The 17,633-nt window shown below is 42.7% G+C and carries 11 protein-coding genes; 4 read left to right on the plus strand and 7 right to left on the minus strand.

What is annotated here, in order from left to right; all coding sequences use genetic code 11:
- The first annotated feature begins 70 nt into the window (after window positions 1-70).
- Window positions 71-1,138, plus strand: a complete 1,068-nt coding sequence (locus AACT52_RS29975; RefSeq protein WP_073634451.1) for an HlyD family secretion protein — start codon at window positions 71-73, stop codon at window positions 1,136-1,138.
- Window positions 1,139-1,343: 205 nt separating this feature from the next.
- On the opposite strand, the gene AACT52_RS29980 is transcribed toward AACT52_RS29975, so the two are convergent.
- The 6 genes from AACT52_RS29980 to AACT52_RS30005 all read right to left on the minus strand — a co-directional run bounded on the left by AACT52_RS29980 (window position 1,344) and on the right by AACT52_RS30005 (window position 12,203).
- Window positions 1,344-3,989 (minus strand): phospholipid carrier-dependent glycosyltransferase, encoded by a 2,646-nt coding sequence (locus AACT52_RS29980; RefSeq protein WP_073634452.1) that lies wholly within the window; start codon window positions 3,987-3,989, stop codon window positions 1,344-1,346.
- 573 nt (window positions 3,990-4,562) lie between these two features.
- Complete coding sequence (locus AACT52_RS29985; RefSeq protein ID WP_073634453.1) at window positions 4,563-5,000, minus strand: GNAT family N-acetyltransferase; 438 nt, start codon at window positions 4,998-5,000, stop codon at window positions 4,563-4,565.
- Between the two features lie 77 nt (window positions 5,001-5,077).
- Entirely contained in the window at window positions 5,078-8,065 is a 2,988-nt protein-coding gene (pruA, locus tag AACT52_RS29990; RefSeq protein WP_073634454.1) for an L-glutamate gamma-semialdehyde dehydrogenase, read from the minus strand.
- A 343-nt stretch (window positions 8,066-8,408) separates the two neighbouring features.
- The gene (locus AACT52_RS29995; protein ID WP_073634455.1) at window positions 8,409-9,527 is read right to left on the minus strand and encodes a pentapeptide repeat-containing protein; all 1,119 of its coding nucleotides are present in this window, start codon (window positions 9,525-9,527) and stop codon (window positions 8,409-8,411) included.
- 305 nt (window positions 9,528-9,832) lie between these two features.
- Entirely contained in the window at window positions 9,833-11,020 is a 1,188-nt protein-coding gene (locus AACT52_RS30000; RefSeq protein WP_073634456.1) for a glycosyltransferase, read from the minus strand.
- Between the two features lie 55 nt (window positions 11,021-11,075).
- Complete coding sequence (locus AACT52_RS30005; protein WP_073634457.1) at window positions 11,076-12,203, minus strand: glycosyltransferase; 1,128 nt, start codon at window positions 12,201-12,203, stop codon at window positions 11,076-11,078.
- A gap of 668 nt (window positions 12,204-12,871) precedes the next feature.
- Here AACT52_RS30005 and AACT52_RS30010 point away from each other — a divergent pair.
- A complete protein-coding gene (locus tag AACT52_RS30010) occupies window positions 12,872-13,570 on the plus strand; it encodes a response regulator transcription factor (protein WP_073634458.1) in 699 nt (232 codons plus the stop codon).
- A gap of 94 nt (window positions 13,571-13,664) precedes the next feature.
- Window positions 13,665-14,705, plus strand: a complete 1,041-nt coding sequence (locus AACT52_RS30015) for a sensor histidine kinase (protein ID WP_073634459.1) — start codon at window positions 13,665-13,667, stop codon at window positions 14,703-14,705.
- A gap of 8 nt (window positions 14,706-14,713) precedes the next feature.
- On the opposite strand, the gene AACT52_RS30020 is transcribed toward AACT52_RS30015, so the two are convergent.
- Window positions 14,714-15,352, minus strand: a complete 639-nt coding sequence (locus AACT52_RS30020; RefSeq protein WP_073634460.1) for a restriction endonuclease subunit R — start codon at window positions 15,350-15,352, stop codon at window positions 14,714-14,716.
- 417 nt (window positions 15,353-15,769) lie between these two features.
- On the opposite strand from AACT52_RS30020, the gene AACT52_RS30025 reads away from it, so the two are divergent.
- Window positions 15,770-17,620 (plus strand): serine/threonine-protein kinase, encoded by a 1,851-nt coding sequence (locus tag AACT52_RS30025; RefSeq protein WP_073634461.1) that lies wholly within the window; start codon window positions 15,770-15,772, stop codon window positions 17,618-17,620.
- Window positions 17,621-17,633 lie beyond the last annotated feature (13 nt).

The raw sequence follows: 17,633 nt of genomic DNA on the forward strand, positions 1-17,633 counted from the left end.
AAAAATATAGATGTATCACTACGGTGCGTGAAGTCCCAGTATTTATAATTTGTAATAAGCAAGGTCACTAATGGAACACATAGATTCTTCACAACAAAACCAGAACTTTTCCGGATTAGAGGAAAAAACAGTTTTAGAGCAAGGTTCTGACGGTGATATTAAAAAACCTGTAGCCCCGTCCAAGCGCCATGTGCTACCGAAAGTGATATTGGGAGTGTTGCTAGGCGCAGGAGCGATCGCCTCGGGAACGTACGCGTACCGATCATGGCAGTATAATCAGCAGTATGCTATGAAGTTTCAGCAAACGGATAACGCTTATGTCACGGCAAATATTTACAAAGTTACTTCGCGCGTAGCCGGAATAGTCACCGAAGTACCAGTTAATGATAACCAGGTCGTGTCTCCAAAGGATGTCTTGGTGAAGCTTGACAAGAACGACTACCAAGTCTCTCTGACACAGGCAAAAGCATCTCTAGAATTAGCCAAGCAGCAAGCAGCATTGGCAGCGGAAAATATCAAAGATGCCATCACTATTAATGTTCCTGAATCGAAGCCAACTCGAGGAAACAAGAATACCCAAGCAACACAGGCTGCTAACAGAAATAAAATACTACAGGCACGAACCATTAATCAGCAAAGAGAGATAAATCAGCAAAAGTACAAAACAGCGTTGGCTACAGTCGCCCAAAAGCAGGCGGAGGTCAAAAAAGCTGAACTCCAGCTATCTTACACCAATGTTACGGCGCTAGTCCCTGGAAAAGTTGGTAACAAAAACGTTTCTGTAGGGCAGCAGGTACAACCAGGACAAACTCTGATTACGGTAGTGCAGCCGAATCCTTGGATTATTGCCAACTTTAAAGAAACCCAATTAGAAAAAATCCAGCCTGGGCAAAACGTGACGGTTAAAATCGCTGCTTTCCCGAATCGGAAGTTTCGCGGCAAAGTGGATAGTATGTCCCCCGCTTCTTTTGGCAAAGTTGCCGTTCTCCCACAAGAGAATCCCACGGCTAATTCCACGCTGACTCAAGACGTGCAACGAATTCCGGTGAAAATTGTGTTTGAACCTGAGAGTATTCAAGGTTATGAATCTCGAATTACTCCTGGAATGTCAGCAGTCGCGGTTGTAGAAACTAATTGACATATAGCGCTTCGAGTGTTGGTTGAGTGCAATACATCAAGTTAGGAGAACCACAGATGGACACAGATGGACACAGATAAATAATTACTTCATCCACACAAGAAGCGCTATATTCTGCTGGGATATGCTTTGCGCTTACGCTATCAAAATTCAAAGTTTAAAAAACTATTTTGAATTTCCCAATACCCTATAAGGTATGGGGTTTTTAATTTTGAATTCCCCGCAGGGCTGACAAGTCTTTCCACGCTTTAACGAAATTGCCTTGCATCAGGGCAGCAACCCCTGAAAGACCTCTAAATTCAGGTAAATTGGGATTTTTGGCTAAACTGGGTTCTAGGGACTTTTGAGCTGCTGCTGGCTGCCAGTTGTAGAGTTGGACAAATGCCAGGTAAGCATATGCGTAGGGATTTTCGGAATCTAACTGAATGACTTGTTTGAGAGATGCGATCGCACCGTCCACCCGTCGCTGCAACACGTTTGCTAAAGCTAAAGCATAAGCCCAATCCCGGTTTGGAGTCATATGCTGCAATCGATATTCCAAAGTCAACCGCGCCTGTACCAAATAATCCTGAGTCGGGTCGTATTGATTAATACGCCCTATTTCCTCAAAAACTTGACTGACTGCTTCAGTTCCTTTAGTTAATTGAGCGCCTAAAGTCTCTAACTGCGTTACTAAATCTAGTTCTGGTGTTTGTGCGGCAGGTGCTTGAGGTTCGATTTGCAGCGTGACTTTTGGCACTTTAATAGAATAACTTTCTCCTGACAGTCTGTTGAGATACATTGCTTCTAGGGTGTAGGTTCCTGGTGATATGTCAGCAGGAGGTAACATCGCCATCTTTTCAATCACCTGAAATGTGCCTTCAGGTTTTTTTCCACCAGGATGTAAATTCCCCATTGCAATACCGTGGTCATGTATCCATAGGGATTTTGACCTCTCCCCTAATAGGGGAGGGGAATCTGCTTCCCCCTTCCCTTGCAGGGAAGGGGGTTGGGGGGTTAGGTTTTTCATCAGTGGTGGTTGCCTAGAATTATGCCAAGTCAGCAGTACTAACCCGTGTTGTAGTTCATCCCAAGAACCAGACCATTCGTAAGTTACGGGTACTGATAATCCTGGCGGGGCTTTTTCTGGAACTGTAACTTGCGACAAGGCAATTCTGGCTTGTGGTTTTTGTTCAGAGGTGTGTTTTACCTCAACTGTTGGTGTTTTTTGATGATAAAGTTTGAGAACACTTTCATCCGGTAAATTCCAAGACTTATTGAGTTGGAAATTACCACCTTGCTCCACAGTGTTTACCATAACAGCTTGAGATTCTTTGACTGGTCCTTGTTTTCCTGTTTTTGTGAGGAACCACTCAAGCGATCGCCCATCCTGATCGACATACTTTTTCCTAATTCCCACCTGACGCCCATAAACTTGAAAGTTTTGTAGCGCCCCGTAGTAATTCAAATTGTGTTGGTTAATTTCTGCCGTTGATGGCAAAACTCCCAGAGTTGAACGTAAATATGGTTCTGTTTGGATAATTTGGGCAATCACCTGCTGATGGGGTAACTCTGCTTTCATATAAGGATAATGCTGGGCATTGGGACTCAAAGCTTGTGTCACCCAAGCACCAACAACACCTCCCACTGGAAATAAGTTAAGCAACATCAGTATGACTGCCAAACCAATAGTACCCCAGCGGATACGCTGTCCTAGGAGACTACGAGAACGCGTCAAACCATAAGCTAAAAGCACCGCCAATACTGGTAAATAAGGCAACACATAACGCTCATGTTTGTTAACGTTCAAACATGAGAGAAAATATCCGCCAACCCAAAACACAACTAACCATGTGAGTGGTGAATTTTGAAACTTCGCTTTACTTAAGGCTATAGTTTTGAGCTTTGCATTCTCAGCTGCAAATTTTGAACGACCCCACCACAAAAGCAATGTCACCACAGGCACAATTAACAAAGGCACAGAAACCTGGTAGGGTAACTGGTTCCAATAATAAAACCAAGATTCCAGCTTATCCAGTCCTGGCTGACCTTCAGCAATAGCAGAGTCAATTGTTGCACGTTTACCAGAAGTCAAGATAAGCAGCCAATTCGTGCGATACCAAGGACCAAAAACCAACACCGATAAACACAAACTGCCCAGCAACTGCACTAACCGTCCCCAACGCCGATCAAGTACAGCCCCCACCCCAACCCAGACTATCGGCGTCAACAGAAAAAACAACGCTGTCTGCTTCACCAGCAACGCCAGCCCCAAGGTTATACCGAAGGCTACAGCCCAGAGAAGAGATAGGGAGACTTCTCCTCTCTTCCTCGGCGTCCTCTGCGCCTCTGCGGTTCCAAAACTCCGCCAAACAGTGAGGCAAAAGAAACTCAAGCTAACAACAGCTGTCAGGGGATAATCCAAGAGAAATTCTAGACGAAACCCATAAAGAGCAGGCAAAACTTGACAGAGTGCAGCAGCCCATAAACCAACAGACTCGCTAAACAGTACACTCCCTAAGCCATACACTGAACTCAGTAAAATTGCACTGAACAATAGCATCACCAGGGTTGCTTGATCTAGTCCAATCCCAAAGATATTCTGAACAACCGCTGTGACGATGTAGGTTAAAGGCGGTATTTTGGAAGACAGCAGCCAAAGACTTTGCCACCACTCTTGATTCCACCACTGGGGATTCTGTAGCGATCGCCAATAGTTTAGAGTACCAGTTAAATAATCTGCTTGATCCCAGGCGGGAATAGAGCGATCTAAGGCAAACCAAATGCGATCGCACACCGCCCCCAATAACCAAATGATGCCAAGTATGAGTAAATTTTTATATCTCTTTCGCTTATATTTGTGATTGCTCATGATTAGGGTATGGAACTGTAACCTAAAAGCTATTCAAGCCTCATCAAAGATAGTCAATTTTGAGTAGGTATAGCTAAAAGATGCTAGGATAGGCAATATATTAACGGTTAACAACCGTGCCGTCAGAGGATAACCCTTCCAGCAAAGGACTGGCGTTTGATAAACGTGCCACAGGCGAAGTGCAAGCTCCACAGACAGAGGATCGTTAGTAGCCCCTCGAAAGCAATTTTTTAATAGCTGTCAGTTAGACAGTGCTCGCGCCTGTGGACTGGTTAACGCGCCCCGTTGCCAGAATGAAGCAGGAAGTAAACGAAACTCAGACTTTGTTGTATAGCTTTGATAAGCTTTGACTAATTCTGAGTAGGATTTATGTAACGGAACAGTACTAATCGCGAATCGATTCGCATTTGGGCTTAAGCCTTACTACAAGTCCACGCATTCAACCTCTAGCAAAAGTATGATTTAAAAATATTTAAAACCACAGATGGACACAGATTAACACTAGTTAATTATCTGTGTCCATCTGTGGTTCAATTTTCATAATTTTCACTAGGCAAGAGGTTGATTCTATACCTACTTTAATTTCCTCCTCATTTTCACATGGCGAATACCCGCCTCTTCAAAAACCTCTCCCTCTTGCTGAAAACCTAACTTTTGATGCAAACCCTTAATATACTCTTGAGCATGAATTAGCACTTCTAAAATATTTTTACTATCTATAACTTCCAAAGCCTTTTGCATAATTTTCTTGCCGACACCATAGCCTCTTGCTATTGGCAAAACCGCAAGCCTTTCAATTTTCGCTGTTGTCTCATCCAAATATCTAATCCTGGCAGTTCCCACATACTCTCCATTTAAAGAAGCAATCAAGTGGTTAGAAGTTCCATCCTTACCATCAAAATCTATAGCTGAATCTACCCCTTGTTCTTCCTGAAAAACAGACTTTCTAATTGCTTGAATGGCAGCAAATTCCTTACCCCAATCAGCAACTTTAACAATAACATCACTCATCAAACTCTCTGTGTGCTATATGAATCTTTGCGGTTTGATAAAACAAAGGTGGGCAATTATTGCCCACCCTACTCAATTTAATCTGCCCCTTCAATCGGCGCAAAACCTTGACGCTGAATATTCTCTGTCACCGTACGCGGTTCCAGGAATTGTAGCAAGTAATCTGGTCCCCCAGCCTTAGAACCAACTCCAGAAAGCTTGAAACCACCAAACGGTTGTCGTGCCACAATAGCACCCGTGATGTTGCGGTTAATGTATAAGTTCCCGACTTCAAACTCTTCCTGCGCCTGCTGAATATGCGAAGGAGTTCTGGAATAAAGTCCGCCAGTTAAGGCGTAGTTGGTACCATTTGCAACTTCCAGCGCTTCCTTAAAGTCCTTTACCCTAATCACCGCCACAACTGGACCAAAAATTTCTTCTTGGGCAATTACCGCATTTGCTGATACATCTTTAAAGATCACAGGACCGATAAAATACCCGTTATCTGGTGCTGGCATTTCCAAAGCCACTTTTGCTTCTGCCTTACCCTTTTCGATATACTCACGGATGCGGCTGTGTGCATTAGCATCAATCACCGGTCCAACTTGGGTGCTGGGTAACTCCGTCTCCCCAATGTTCAGCGATTTCGTTGCTTCCACGAAGCGTTGCACAAAGGTATCATAAACTGGTTCTAGCACCACCACCCGTGAACAAGCAGAACATTTTTGTCCGCTGTAACCAAACGCCGACTGCACAACACCAACAACTGCTTGGTCTAAATCAGCACTTTCGTCCACGATGATAGCATTCTTGCCACCCATCTCAGCAATGACCCGTTTCATGTGCTTTTGACCAGGTTTAACAATTGCCGCTTCTGCGTAAATTCGACAGCCGACTTCCTGCGAACCAGTAAAAGCGATGACATGAGTGTCAGGATGATTCACCAGGTAAGCACCAACTTGGGAACCCTTACCCGGAACGTATTGAAAAACACCTTTAGGTATCCCGGCTTCTACTAGGATTTCCGTCAGCTTTGCCGTAATCACAGAAGATGTTTCTGCTGGTTTAAGCAAAGTACAATTGCCAGTAACCAAAGCTGCAACCGTCATTCCCGTAGCGATCGCCAACGGGAAATTCCAAGGAGAAATCACCACAGCAATTCCCCGAGGCTGGTAGATATATCGGTTCGTCTCGCCAGCAACGTCGTAATTGTAACCCTCATCTAACCGTTCGATTTCGTCGGCGTAGTAGCGACAGAAATCTATCGCCTCGGAAACCTCACCATCTGCCTCGCGTACTGGTTTGCCAACTTCCAAAACTATCCAAGCTGATAATTCAGCGCGGCGTTGTTCCATCAAATCAGCAGCTTTCCGCAATATTGCAGCGCGTTGTTTTACAGGTGTTTTGCGCCAAAGCGGAAAAGCAGCTTTCGCGGCTTGCATCGCCTGTTCGGCTTGTTCAACACTAAGTAGTCCGATTTTACCAACCACCTCGCTAAAATTCGAGGGGTTCACAGAATCTATAACTTGTTGAGTTTGGACGTATTCACCATTAATCAGAGGTAAATAAGTTTTTCCTAATTGCTGGCGGACATTTTGGAAAGCAAGAGTCGCTTCTTTTCTTTCCTCGTCCTCAGCATAATCTGTATCCGCAGCCCCGGAGAACCCCCCCTCAGTCCCCCCCGCAAGCGAGGGGGAAGCAGGAGGGGTAGATTTTATGACTGGCGGTGCGATCAATTCCTCGATGGGGCGATTCTCCATATTCTGCCGCAAAAAAGAACTATTAGCAGTATTTTCCAGCAAGCGACGAATCAAATACGCCATACCTGGGAGAAGTTCGCCGTAGGGACAGTAAACTCGGACACGATAACCTCTATCAACTAAAGCTTTTGCTAGTTTATCGCCCATGCCGTACAGAACTTGCATTTCAAAGCAACGGCGGGGGACATTTAAGGTTTGGGCTATTGCTATGGCATGAGCTTGCGATCGCACGTTATGGCTACCAATTGCAGCATACACATATTGATGATTTTCCAGCAATAACTGAGTTATCGTTTCAAAATTTGCATCCGTTGCTGCTTTATCGTTGTAAACTGGCTGTTGCCAATGTTTCTGCTCTGCTTTAATAGTTTCCTGATCCCAGTACGCCCCTTTCACCAAACGAATGGTAATCGGATAACCGCGCTGTTTCGCCCAAGCTATCAAATCTTTTGCATCTTCCTCGCTATCGCGCAGATATGCTTGAATTGTCAGACCAATATCTGTGCGAGTGCGAAACTCTTCTTCTAGCAAAAGTTTTTTCAGGATGCTGAAAGTCAGATCTTTGTAAGCATACTGTTCCATGTCAAAATGAACAGCAGCACCGAGTTCTTTAGCACGACGCAACAAAGTGCGGATGCGCGAACTTACCCGTTCCTCACTACCTGTAGCATCCAACGGGTCAAATTGCGAGTAAAACGCCGTTAATTTTACAGAAACTTGGACTTTTGGTAGTGATTGTCCATCTGCTTCGTCAATTAAAGGAACCGTTGTCCAATTTTTCGATGCTTCCACCAATTCTTGCATCAAATCTAGGTAACGTTCCAAGTAAGACTGCGCTTCTGCTTCGGTAATTACCGCCTCACCTAATAAGTCTACGGTGAAAGCCATTTTTTCTTTACGCAGTCGCTCAATCGTCTTCAGCGCCTGTTTAATATTTTCCCCAGAAATATATTTATGAGCTAATGTTTCTACACCTGTAGAAACAGTTGTCGCAGCAACTTGCCCTGGCATAGAATCGGGGTTAGCAAAGTTGAGCATTCCCTTAAGGGCTGCTGGAAGCTCCACCGACTCATCGCCCAGATATTCTTGTAAATGAGCTGCAATTTCTGGTTTACTACGTAAAGCAGGAAGAGTATCAATAAAGCGAAATAATTGCACCCGCAGCCCAGGATTACTCATTGCCCAAGCCAAAAGCTTGTCATCCCAGCGCATCTGATCGCGCAACGCACCAAAGAACGAACGATTCTCCTGTGTCGCCGATAGGAGTTGTTTAGCGATTTCTTGGGTTTTTGCTTCGTAGGTGCTTTTTTGTACTTGTAATACCACTGATAACACACTCCTTATTCAAGGCAAGGCTTTATTGTATACAGCCTGTGTCTTCTATTGTGGCTTTTTGATTGTGCTACCACCACATCCAGAGTGCAGGGATTTCAAGGACGCACAGACGCGGGGAGTCGGAGACGCAAAGACGCGTCCTTGAAATTTAATTCAGCCCAGGTACTTACCTCACGGGAATTTTGAGAATTAAGCAGAATAAACCAGAAAACGTCTTGACTCTACTAGTGCGACAACTCAGGAACAGACTTGTCTACGTTCTGCAAACAGAGCAAGCTTCTATATCTTCAGCAACTTCTTTCATTTCGTTTGGCTTACTATTGTTCATCTCTATTTAAAAATTTTCATCTTCGATAATTACACTTTTTTCATTTGCCTGATTCAAAGTTTCCCACACTAAAAGCCATTTTTTCTCCAACTGTGTTGCCTGGTTAATTCTGACACTACTCAAGTTAGCACCATTGAGATTGGCTCTACTGAGGTCAGCACCTTCCAAATTAGCACCCTCCAAATTAGCATTTTCTAAGTTGGCGTCGCTGAGGTTAGCGTTTTTGAAATTGGCACTACAAAGATTAGCACCACACAAGTTAGTACCGTTAAGGTTCGCTTCCTGAAGTTTGGCATTACTTAGGTTGGCATCTTGAAGCAAAGCACCACAAAGGTTTGCCTTTTTAAGTTTTGTACTGTTCATGTAAGCACTGCTGAGATTCGCACCCAAAAGTTTAGCGCTGCTAAGATTTGCACTCCATAAATGGACACTACTGAGGTTTGCACTGCTGAGGTTTGCATCACTCAACTGAGCATTGCTAAGGTTTGCATCCGTCAATTCAGCACTGCTAAGGTTTGCATTACTGAGGTTTGCATTACTGAGATTTGTATCTTTTAAGTTAGCATTGCTGAGATTTGCATTTATAAGATTAGTACTACTGAGGTTTGCATTCTTCAAGTTAGCATCGCTGAGGTTGGTTTCTACTAACTGAGCACCACTGAGGTTAGTATTCCCTAAATTGGCTCCACTAAGATTGGCATGACTGAGGTTACTACCACTAAGGTAGGCACAGTTAAAGTCAACATTTGCAAGTTGAGCATTCTTGAGGTTACCAAAGATGAGGTTTACATTGTGAATATCTTGAGCTTTAGATTTCAAATGAATAATTTTTTCAAGTCCATCAGGTTCTTTTTTTGCGTCACTTGAATCTGTATGATTGAGAGCTTGAGAAATTATCAAGATTTCTTCCGACTCCTTCTTGAACCACTGCAGTTCGCTCCAAGCAAAAAATAAACTAGATAAGCATAAGTAAATACCAACTACTAACGTTGGTGGTTTACCTTTTGTAAGCAGGAGCATGACTGTAAAACCTAAGCCAACCCAAGTTATTTGCTTAACTAACGAAATCAGTTCAGTCTTGGCTTTTCCATGTATACTCAATTTTTCACAGTTGGCTAAAACCATGCCCAATACCCCTCTTACTTTTGTTGAAATGACTTAAATTTGCTCAAAAATGACTAGTGATTTAACCTACAAGGTTGAATTTTGTAAGTAGGTCAATGTAAATAATTAAAGGTATGTAGTAAGCGCTTTAGCGTTCGCCGCTCTTGCGTGCCGCAGGCAAGACAGCGCTTACTACGAACTAGTTTTTAAGCTTTACTTTTCTTTACATATTTTGATTTTTTCTCGCTTACTTACAGCTTTCATAAAACGCTTGTCGCTCCATCCCCATAGCTGCAAGCGTGCGGGTTTTGCAACGAAGATATTGGTCAATTACCCCCACTAACTGACAAGCGGTATGATGGGGGATCTGGATGGCTGATTGCTGATGTATTCACTATCTGTGCTAAGTCCCTTAAACGCGCTTTGCGTTCTATCATTTGTGGAGTGCTATCAAGTCCTACAGCTGTCAAAATAGCTTCCCAACGGTATACCCAGTCATGCTTGAGAAGTGAGTTAACAGTATTATTTTTCCGTATTCTCTCTTGGCGCTCAGGCTCTGTATTTAAATCTGCTATTATATCAGCTATATTCGAGCAATCGAATGGGATTTCAATCACAGCATCTGACCAGTCAAAATTTTTAGTAAAATCCTCACATTTTGGAGGAACACCTAACATGATTGTTCCACCCGCTGCTCCTTCAAAGAATCGTGGTCCAACCTCCTCTTGAGGGTTGTTTTTACCAGTTAAATCAAACTTTGCTTTATTGACTATCATATAGCGGGTTCTTTTTACAAAATTTGTATATAGATTTCGATGGTAGCGATAATCCAGCATGTATAAATCTTTGATTGTATCGTAAATATAAAAAAGTTTTTCCCGTTCTACAAGTTCTTGTAAAGCATCGTGGGTGACTTTTGAACGCCGTCCAATATTTAAAACATCAATACAGCGGTAAAGGTTCTCTGGGTAAGCGCAGAATTTTATAGCGTCAACGCCATAAGGAATTGAGTAACAAGGGCGCTGGATAATATCGGCAACTTGATCAAGACTAGAACTAAAGTTCATGAAAATATAATCAAAGTCTTTGAGAAGCTGTAGTTGAACTAGCCAATTATCAACATCTTTTGCCCAAATTTTATCTAGCCAACAAACAGCGTAGCGGCATTTTTCTTGCCAACCTTGTATAGAATTTAAAATGAGAATGTCTTGAATTGACTGGCAAAAAATAAAGAATAAATCGTATTCTTTATCGAGTTTAAATTTATAGTTAACTAACGATTTTACCAGTTTGCCATTTTTGAAAAGCTTGGCCGCTGAATTAGCTAACGTATTCGTTACCTTAAAAAGAGTAGGATTGAAGTGTGGTGTAACTAAATCAACCGTATCACAATTACAGATGACATCCTCAAATTCATAGGAGCCAGAACGAGAAACATGAAATTTTAGATTCCGCATTGACACGAGTAATACCCGTGATGCTTCACCAAGAGAGGAAGCGATGTTTTCTGACATAATGACATCCTAAAATTAAATAATTATCAAAGCTTGACATAAAACCACTTCTAGACTAAGTACAAAGGTTTTCTCTAGTCTGACAGAGCAAATTGGGATGATTGATACTCCCAAATCTAGAAGTGAGTTTTGTCACCAAAGCTTGAGTATACTTATGATGATTAAATTGATTAACTACTAGTTCATAACCTTGCTGAGCCTGTTGAAAAGCTTTTTGAGGGTCATTTAAGAGGTTGGCGATCGCCTGCTTTAATCCGACAATATCACCAGGATTTACACCAGTAACAATACCTGCATCAATCAGATTGGCAATAATTCCCGAGGAACGGGTGATGATCACAGGTCGCCGACAAGCCATTGCTTCAAACAAAGTGTTAAGGCTGGCTGGCAAATTATTTTCAACAGCGCTAATAACAACTATGTCGGAATCGCGGTAAAATTGCACCAACTGACACCAGTCGTAAAAACAACACGACATATGACTTGGCATATGACTTGGCATATGACTTGGCAACGCCTGTTTTAATGCCTTTGCGTCCGGTGAAAAAGCACAAATCTTGACATCAACATTTAAATCTTGAGTCGCATCAGCCAGAGTTTGATAATCCCGTTTTTGTAAATCTCGACTTCCAATTATTGGACGCAGCTTTTTGGGTGAAGCTGGTCCTGGTGTAAAGAAGGATATGTCTGTAGGTGGTGCCTCAACAACTTGACAAACACGCTTATATGGTAAGCACAGAGAGTTACGCAGGAAATCAGCTTGAACCGGGGAAATAGTCAGGAACAAATCAACCCACTCTTGCACATTCAATAGTTTGAGTGCCAGACGCCCCTGTAGTTGAGTGATGTTGTGGACAAAGACAACAATCTTGGGTGGCGCAACTTTAGCACCACAAAGCCTGGCAATTGGAAAGCCGACGTCTTCGCCTGCGCAAAATATGACATCATCGCTGTGAAGTTGCTTAGACAAAGACCGTGCCAGTGCCCAGTGTTGAGGTTTGCCTATAATCTTGGAACGGATAATATCTAAACCAGACAATGAGTCTGCAATTGGTAGATGAACTTTCGCTTTCAAAAGCTTACTGATGTCCCACATCGCATCCATCGGACATTTGCCTGCTTGAGCATTTTGAGCGATCAGTTCTAGATTGGATGCATAGCTTAGAGCTATATGGTACCTCAAAATGTTGCTCCTTTTCAGCTTTTGTTATTTGCAATATAGGTAATATTTCTGTGGTTTATATTTGTCTCGGTATGAGCAACTATCCCAAGCAAGTCTGAATTCACATGCTAAGGTAATGCCTGCTGGACCACCACCAACAATACAAACTTCAGTTTCAATAGTTTCACTCTTTAGGTAAAGTACCTGCATCAATCAACATCAGATCATTTCCCACACATCACAATTTTTATGAAATTCATTTAGAAAGAGTTGCTATTAGCTTTTTCGCGCGTCAATTTGACAGTTTGACGAAACACAATTATTAGGAATCAATGCACCGACACTAGAATAAAAGTGTTACAGAAGCCTGTCAAAGGGAAACGGAACGGCTGTGGAAAACTAGATTGTCCATTCGCAGCCTTTCCGCCAACTATGTTGTTGCTATTTGTAAATTTAGACTTTTCTCCGACTTAAGATGTGTAAATCCTGTGGCGAACCTGTGACATATTCGCTAAGATTTGTTAATGCAAGCTACACAGTTTGTTAAGAGTATGTAAATTTTGTGGTGCAGGTGTGACATATTCGCGCTGCTGCCAGTAAGCTCTTGCTTCCAACTTCGTTTGTCGTTGATGTAGCCGGATAAAGTAGTTTATGATTGCTCGTTAGCAGAAAAAATCTTTATCAAGCTAATGGAGATTTTGATTGTTGAGGATGAAATTGAGATTGCTCAGTTAATTCAACTGTATTTGGAAAGGGAAGGATTTTCTTGTCGCCACTGTCGAGATGGATTGTGTGCAATTTCTGTATTTCAAGAGCATCCGCCTGACTTGATTATCCTAGATTTGAAGATTCCCGGTTTGGACGGACTGGAAGTTTGTGCCCGCATTCGACAGCAACCAAGCTTTAAAGACCCTTACATCTTGATGTTGACGGCGAAGGGTGAGGAAAATGACCGGATTGTCGGTTTATCTACCGGGGCAGATGACTACATGGTCAAGCCCTTCAGCCCAAAAGAATTGGTAGCCCGTGTGCGATCGCTCCTACGACGCACGCTACGTCATGGTAAGCAAAGCCAAATTTATCGCAGCCAACACTTTGTGATTAATATCGAGCGGCACTCAGCGAATAAAATTGTGAGTACCAATCAATCGGCTTCTTTGGATCTCACAACTTTGGAGTTTGAACTGCTAGCAACATTCGTGAGTTCCTCTGGTCGAGTTTGGAATCGCACTGAACTGATTAACAAACTGTGGGGTACTGACTTTTATGGTGATGAGCGGGTTGTTGACACCCACGTTGCACGGTTACGCAAGAAGATTGAACCCGACCCAGCTAATCCAACCTTTATTAAAACTGTAATTGGATCGGGTTATAAATTTGAAGACTAGTTATGTAGGACGAAGTGTGAGTAAACTTAGCCTGCGATTGCCGAAGGCACTGCGCTTCGCGCAATCGCGACTCCTCTTGTGCCACATTGCTGTAATGTTGCTTGGTTTAAGTACTTTACTCACACTGGGCTGGTTCTTCTCGCAGCACCTGTTTGGGTTACACTTAACGCTTTTAGAAGCACAAGGATTTTACCTGGGTGCAATTCGTAATCAGTTGATTGAGGAGTTTAAGACAGCCTGGAACCAAGGAGCTTTGTGGTCATTACTGATCAGCGCAACTTTAGTAGGTGCTTTAAGTTACCTAGTTGCCAAGGAAATTATACAACCTCTGATTCAGATGGAGAAAATTACTGAGCAATTTGCTCAGGGGAATTTGACAGCCCGTATACCTGAGAGTGAAATTCCAGAGTTGAACCGCCTTGCCATAAACTTTAACCGAATGGCATCAAACCTTGAAGGGGTAGAACAGCGCCGTCAAGAACTCATGGGAGATCTCACCCATGAACTACGTACACCATTGACAATCTTAGAAGGTTATCTAGAGGGTTTAGCAGATGGCGCGATTGAACCAAAAGCAGAACTGTTTCAGCGATTAGCCACAGAAACAGCCCGCTTGGGTCGGTTAGTGAATGATACACAAGAACTTTCTAAGGCAGAAGCGGGATACTTACCCATCAAAATTCAACCCATCGATTTATATCCACTTCTGCTTTCTTTAATGAAACGGTTCTCGGATCAACTTTTAGAAGAAGGTCCCGTGTTGCTTTTGGAGTGTCCACCCAATCCTCCTTTAGTATCTGCTGATCCTGAGCGAGTTGAGCAGATTCTAGTCAACTTACTTGGCAATGCAGTACGCTACACTGCGACGGGTTCTATCAAAGTGCGAGTTTGGAGCGAACCTCCAAAGTTATGGATTGCAGTGATTGATACAGGTCATGGTATGAAGCCAGAGGATCTACCGTTTGTGTTTAATCGGTTTTGGCGTTCAGAACGTTCTCGCGATCGCCATCCTGGTGGTTCTGGGATGGGTCTAGCTATTTCCCATCGTCTAGTTATATTGCAGGGAGGTGAAATTTTAGTAGAAAGTGAACTAAATAAGGGAAGTACGTTTCGATTTTCACTGCCGTTGGCGTAAGAAATAAACTACTCTTGGCGGATTGCTTTAAGAACTTGTAGCAATTCACTTGACGATTCCGGGCGAGTGATATCTAGTTTTGGCAATAATTGATATATTGAGGGATTTCCTTGCTGAAGATAAACAAACTGATAATCCATCCCGTTTGTCGTCAGTCCCCAAACTGAGGTTTGCTGCTCTAAACTTGTATATGCATAAGTGAGTAATTGCGGCAACCCTTCGGAGGCATTCAAACTACTATTTTTAGATTCAATCACTAGTATCCAAAACGGTGTAGTTACTGTTCTTCCTTGCGTTTTGTTAACAGCTAAAATATCCATCCGTCCTTTAATGATTGTGTCTTCATCTTCGACGGAGATATCAGCAATATTTTCTTCCAAAGTTATCTTAATGCTAGACTGATAAAACCCTGCTACCTTCATTAACGGCGCAAGGATGAGAAATTTTATTTGCCCTTCGGAGATTTTTCCTTCTGAGTAATATTCGCGAAAAACATTGCGAATGTCCTCTAATTCTTGCTGCTCATATTCTGTAATATTATTTAATAATAACAAGGATGTAAATGAGTTATTCAAATGCTCTTCAAATTTTAAAAGCCGTTGAACATCTTTCAACCTTAGATTGGTTGCATTTAGATTTGTTTGCATTAGTTATTCTCCTATAACTAAGTATTATAAATAAAATTGTAATCAGCAAAAGTATTATTAATCAAAACTTACATACATAAGGCAAATAGCAGGCTGGAGTCAAACAGGTAACTTAAGACATCAAATGTTTGATGATTAAAAAAACCTATCAAAAGTTAGAGTTTAAAAACTTTTAAGTTGCAGCTTTAGATTGAATGTAGTTTAACTGAAAATCTATAAGCTTAAAAATTATACAGAAATGCTGGAAAGCAAATTTCAGAAAAAAGCAAATTTTGCAACCCATTACGGCATTAAGCCGAACCGTGTGGAGAGTCAATAAAGGCTGAAAAGCTTTTGCTTAATGTATGTTTCAGCATTTTTGGGGAAATTGACGCATCTTACAATTGACGCTAAGGGGGCGAGCGCTTTTAACGGAGCATGACAACGCTGCTAAACAATCGCTATCAAGTTATCGAGGTGCTGGGCGGTGGTGGCTTTAGCGAAACCTTTTTGGCAGAAGATACCTACGTACCTTCTCGCCGTCGCTGTGTTATTAAGCAACTGAAACCAATCACCCATGATGCTCAAATTTACGGAAAGATTCAACGGCGGTTTGAACGCGAAGCAGCAACCTTAGAGTATCTGGGCGAAGGTAGTGACCAAATTCCTAAACTGTTTGCCTACTTTACTGAAAACGGGCAATTTTACCTGATTCAGGAATGGATTGAAGGATCAACCCTGTCAAATGTTGTCAAAGCGAAAGGGCCAGTCAGGGAAACTGTAGTCAGGGAAATTTTATTGAGTCTGCTGTCAGTATTGGATTATATTCACAGCAAAGGTATTATTCACCGGGACATCAAGCCTGATAACATCATTCTCCGCTCCTCCAATAGTAAGCCCGTGTTGATTGATTTCGGTGCAGTCAAGGCAATGATTCATTCAGTAGTGTCTCCAGGAAACCTTACTCAATCACTTGTAGTGGGTACACCAGGGTATATGCCTAGCGAGCAAGCTATTGGACGCCCAGTTTACGCGACTGATATTTACAGCCTAGGCTTGACAGCAATTTATTTGTTGACTGGTAAACGTCCGCAGGAGTTCCGAACCAACCCTGAAACAGGGGAAATAGTTTGGCAAGATTATGCTTCTGGGGTATCTGCAAGTTTGGCGAAGGTGCTGAATCGAGCAATTAAGCCGCAAGCAAGCGATCGCTACACCACTGCTAGTAAAATGTTACGTGCTTTGCAGTCTGCTATTGCTCGACCATTGTGGTTACAAAAAGCGCTACAAAGAAGGTTGCTCCCCCAACGCACTGCTTTACAGCAGTTCCATAACAATGGCTACAACGGAAACAAACCCCCGCAAACTGCTGATTCCCCTACACCAACCGTTGCAAAACCTACAGTAGCCCAATCTCCTACTAATGCATCACTCCAGCAAACCCAGGTATTGTCTTCTTCACAAAATACTCTACTGACACTTGTGTATTCCACTAGGAAAAACTGGCAAAAGCCGACTTGGATCGTCAGCAGTCTGGTTGTGGGTGGATTGATGAGTGTGCTGGCGATCGCCTTTATAACCCGCAAGCCCGCATCTGAAGTCCCGATTGCGACATCGCCAGCATCCGCACCTGCGTCAGATCACACCACAAATCCAACACTTTCACCACAATCCCCGGCTTCCACTTCAAAAAAACGCAATACACCTGTAGCTTCGCAACCTACCTCACCTGCTCCCGTAGTTCCTGTCACATCGGTACCACCAGAAAAAGACAATCAAAATTCTCCGGTTTTCACACCCAAAACACGTACAGCACCACGTAAAAACTCACTCGGTACTAGTAGTAACATAGCTCGCGTTCCAGGATTTCCTACGGGTACATCAAGAAGCAGTGTAGAAGAAGTTTTTGGTAAACCAGTTCGAGATTCAAGAGGTTTTTGGCGCAATACTCGTGCTGTCACCTATGTATTAGTGCCAAATCAAATTGAGCTTGGTTATTTATTCGATGCTGATTCTGGAGTCATTCGCCAAACCGAAGTCGCTTTTGCTCAATCTGTAGACTTTCAAGTTATGCTGACAACTTTAGAAGGAATGTTAGGCAATAAAGCAACACAAGAAATTAACCAGGGACTGCAACAGGTACAACAGCGTCAGTTAAATAGTTTTCGTTTTAGTATAGGTTCGTTGAAGGGTCAGATTGTGCGTCAGGACTGTGATTTAATTTATATCAGTGTATGGGATGCAAATTTACATGATTTTGTGAGTCCTTCTGATGCTAGAAAGTGTTGAGCCTTTGGCTAAT

Origin of the sequence: Scytonema sp. HK-05 (genome assembly GCF_963872035.1) — a bacterium.
Taxonomy (GTDB): domain Bacteria; phylum Cyanobacteriota; class Cyanobacteriia; order Cyanobacteriales; family Nostocaceae; genus Kalymmatonema.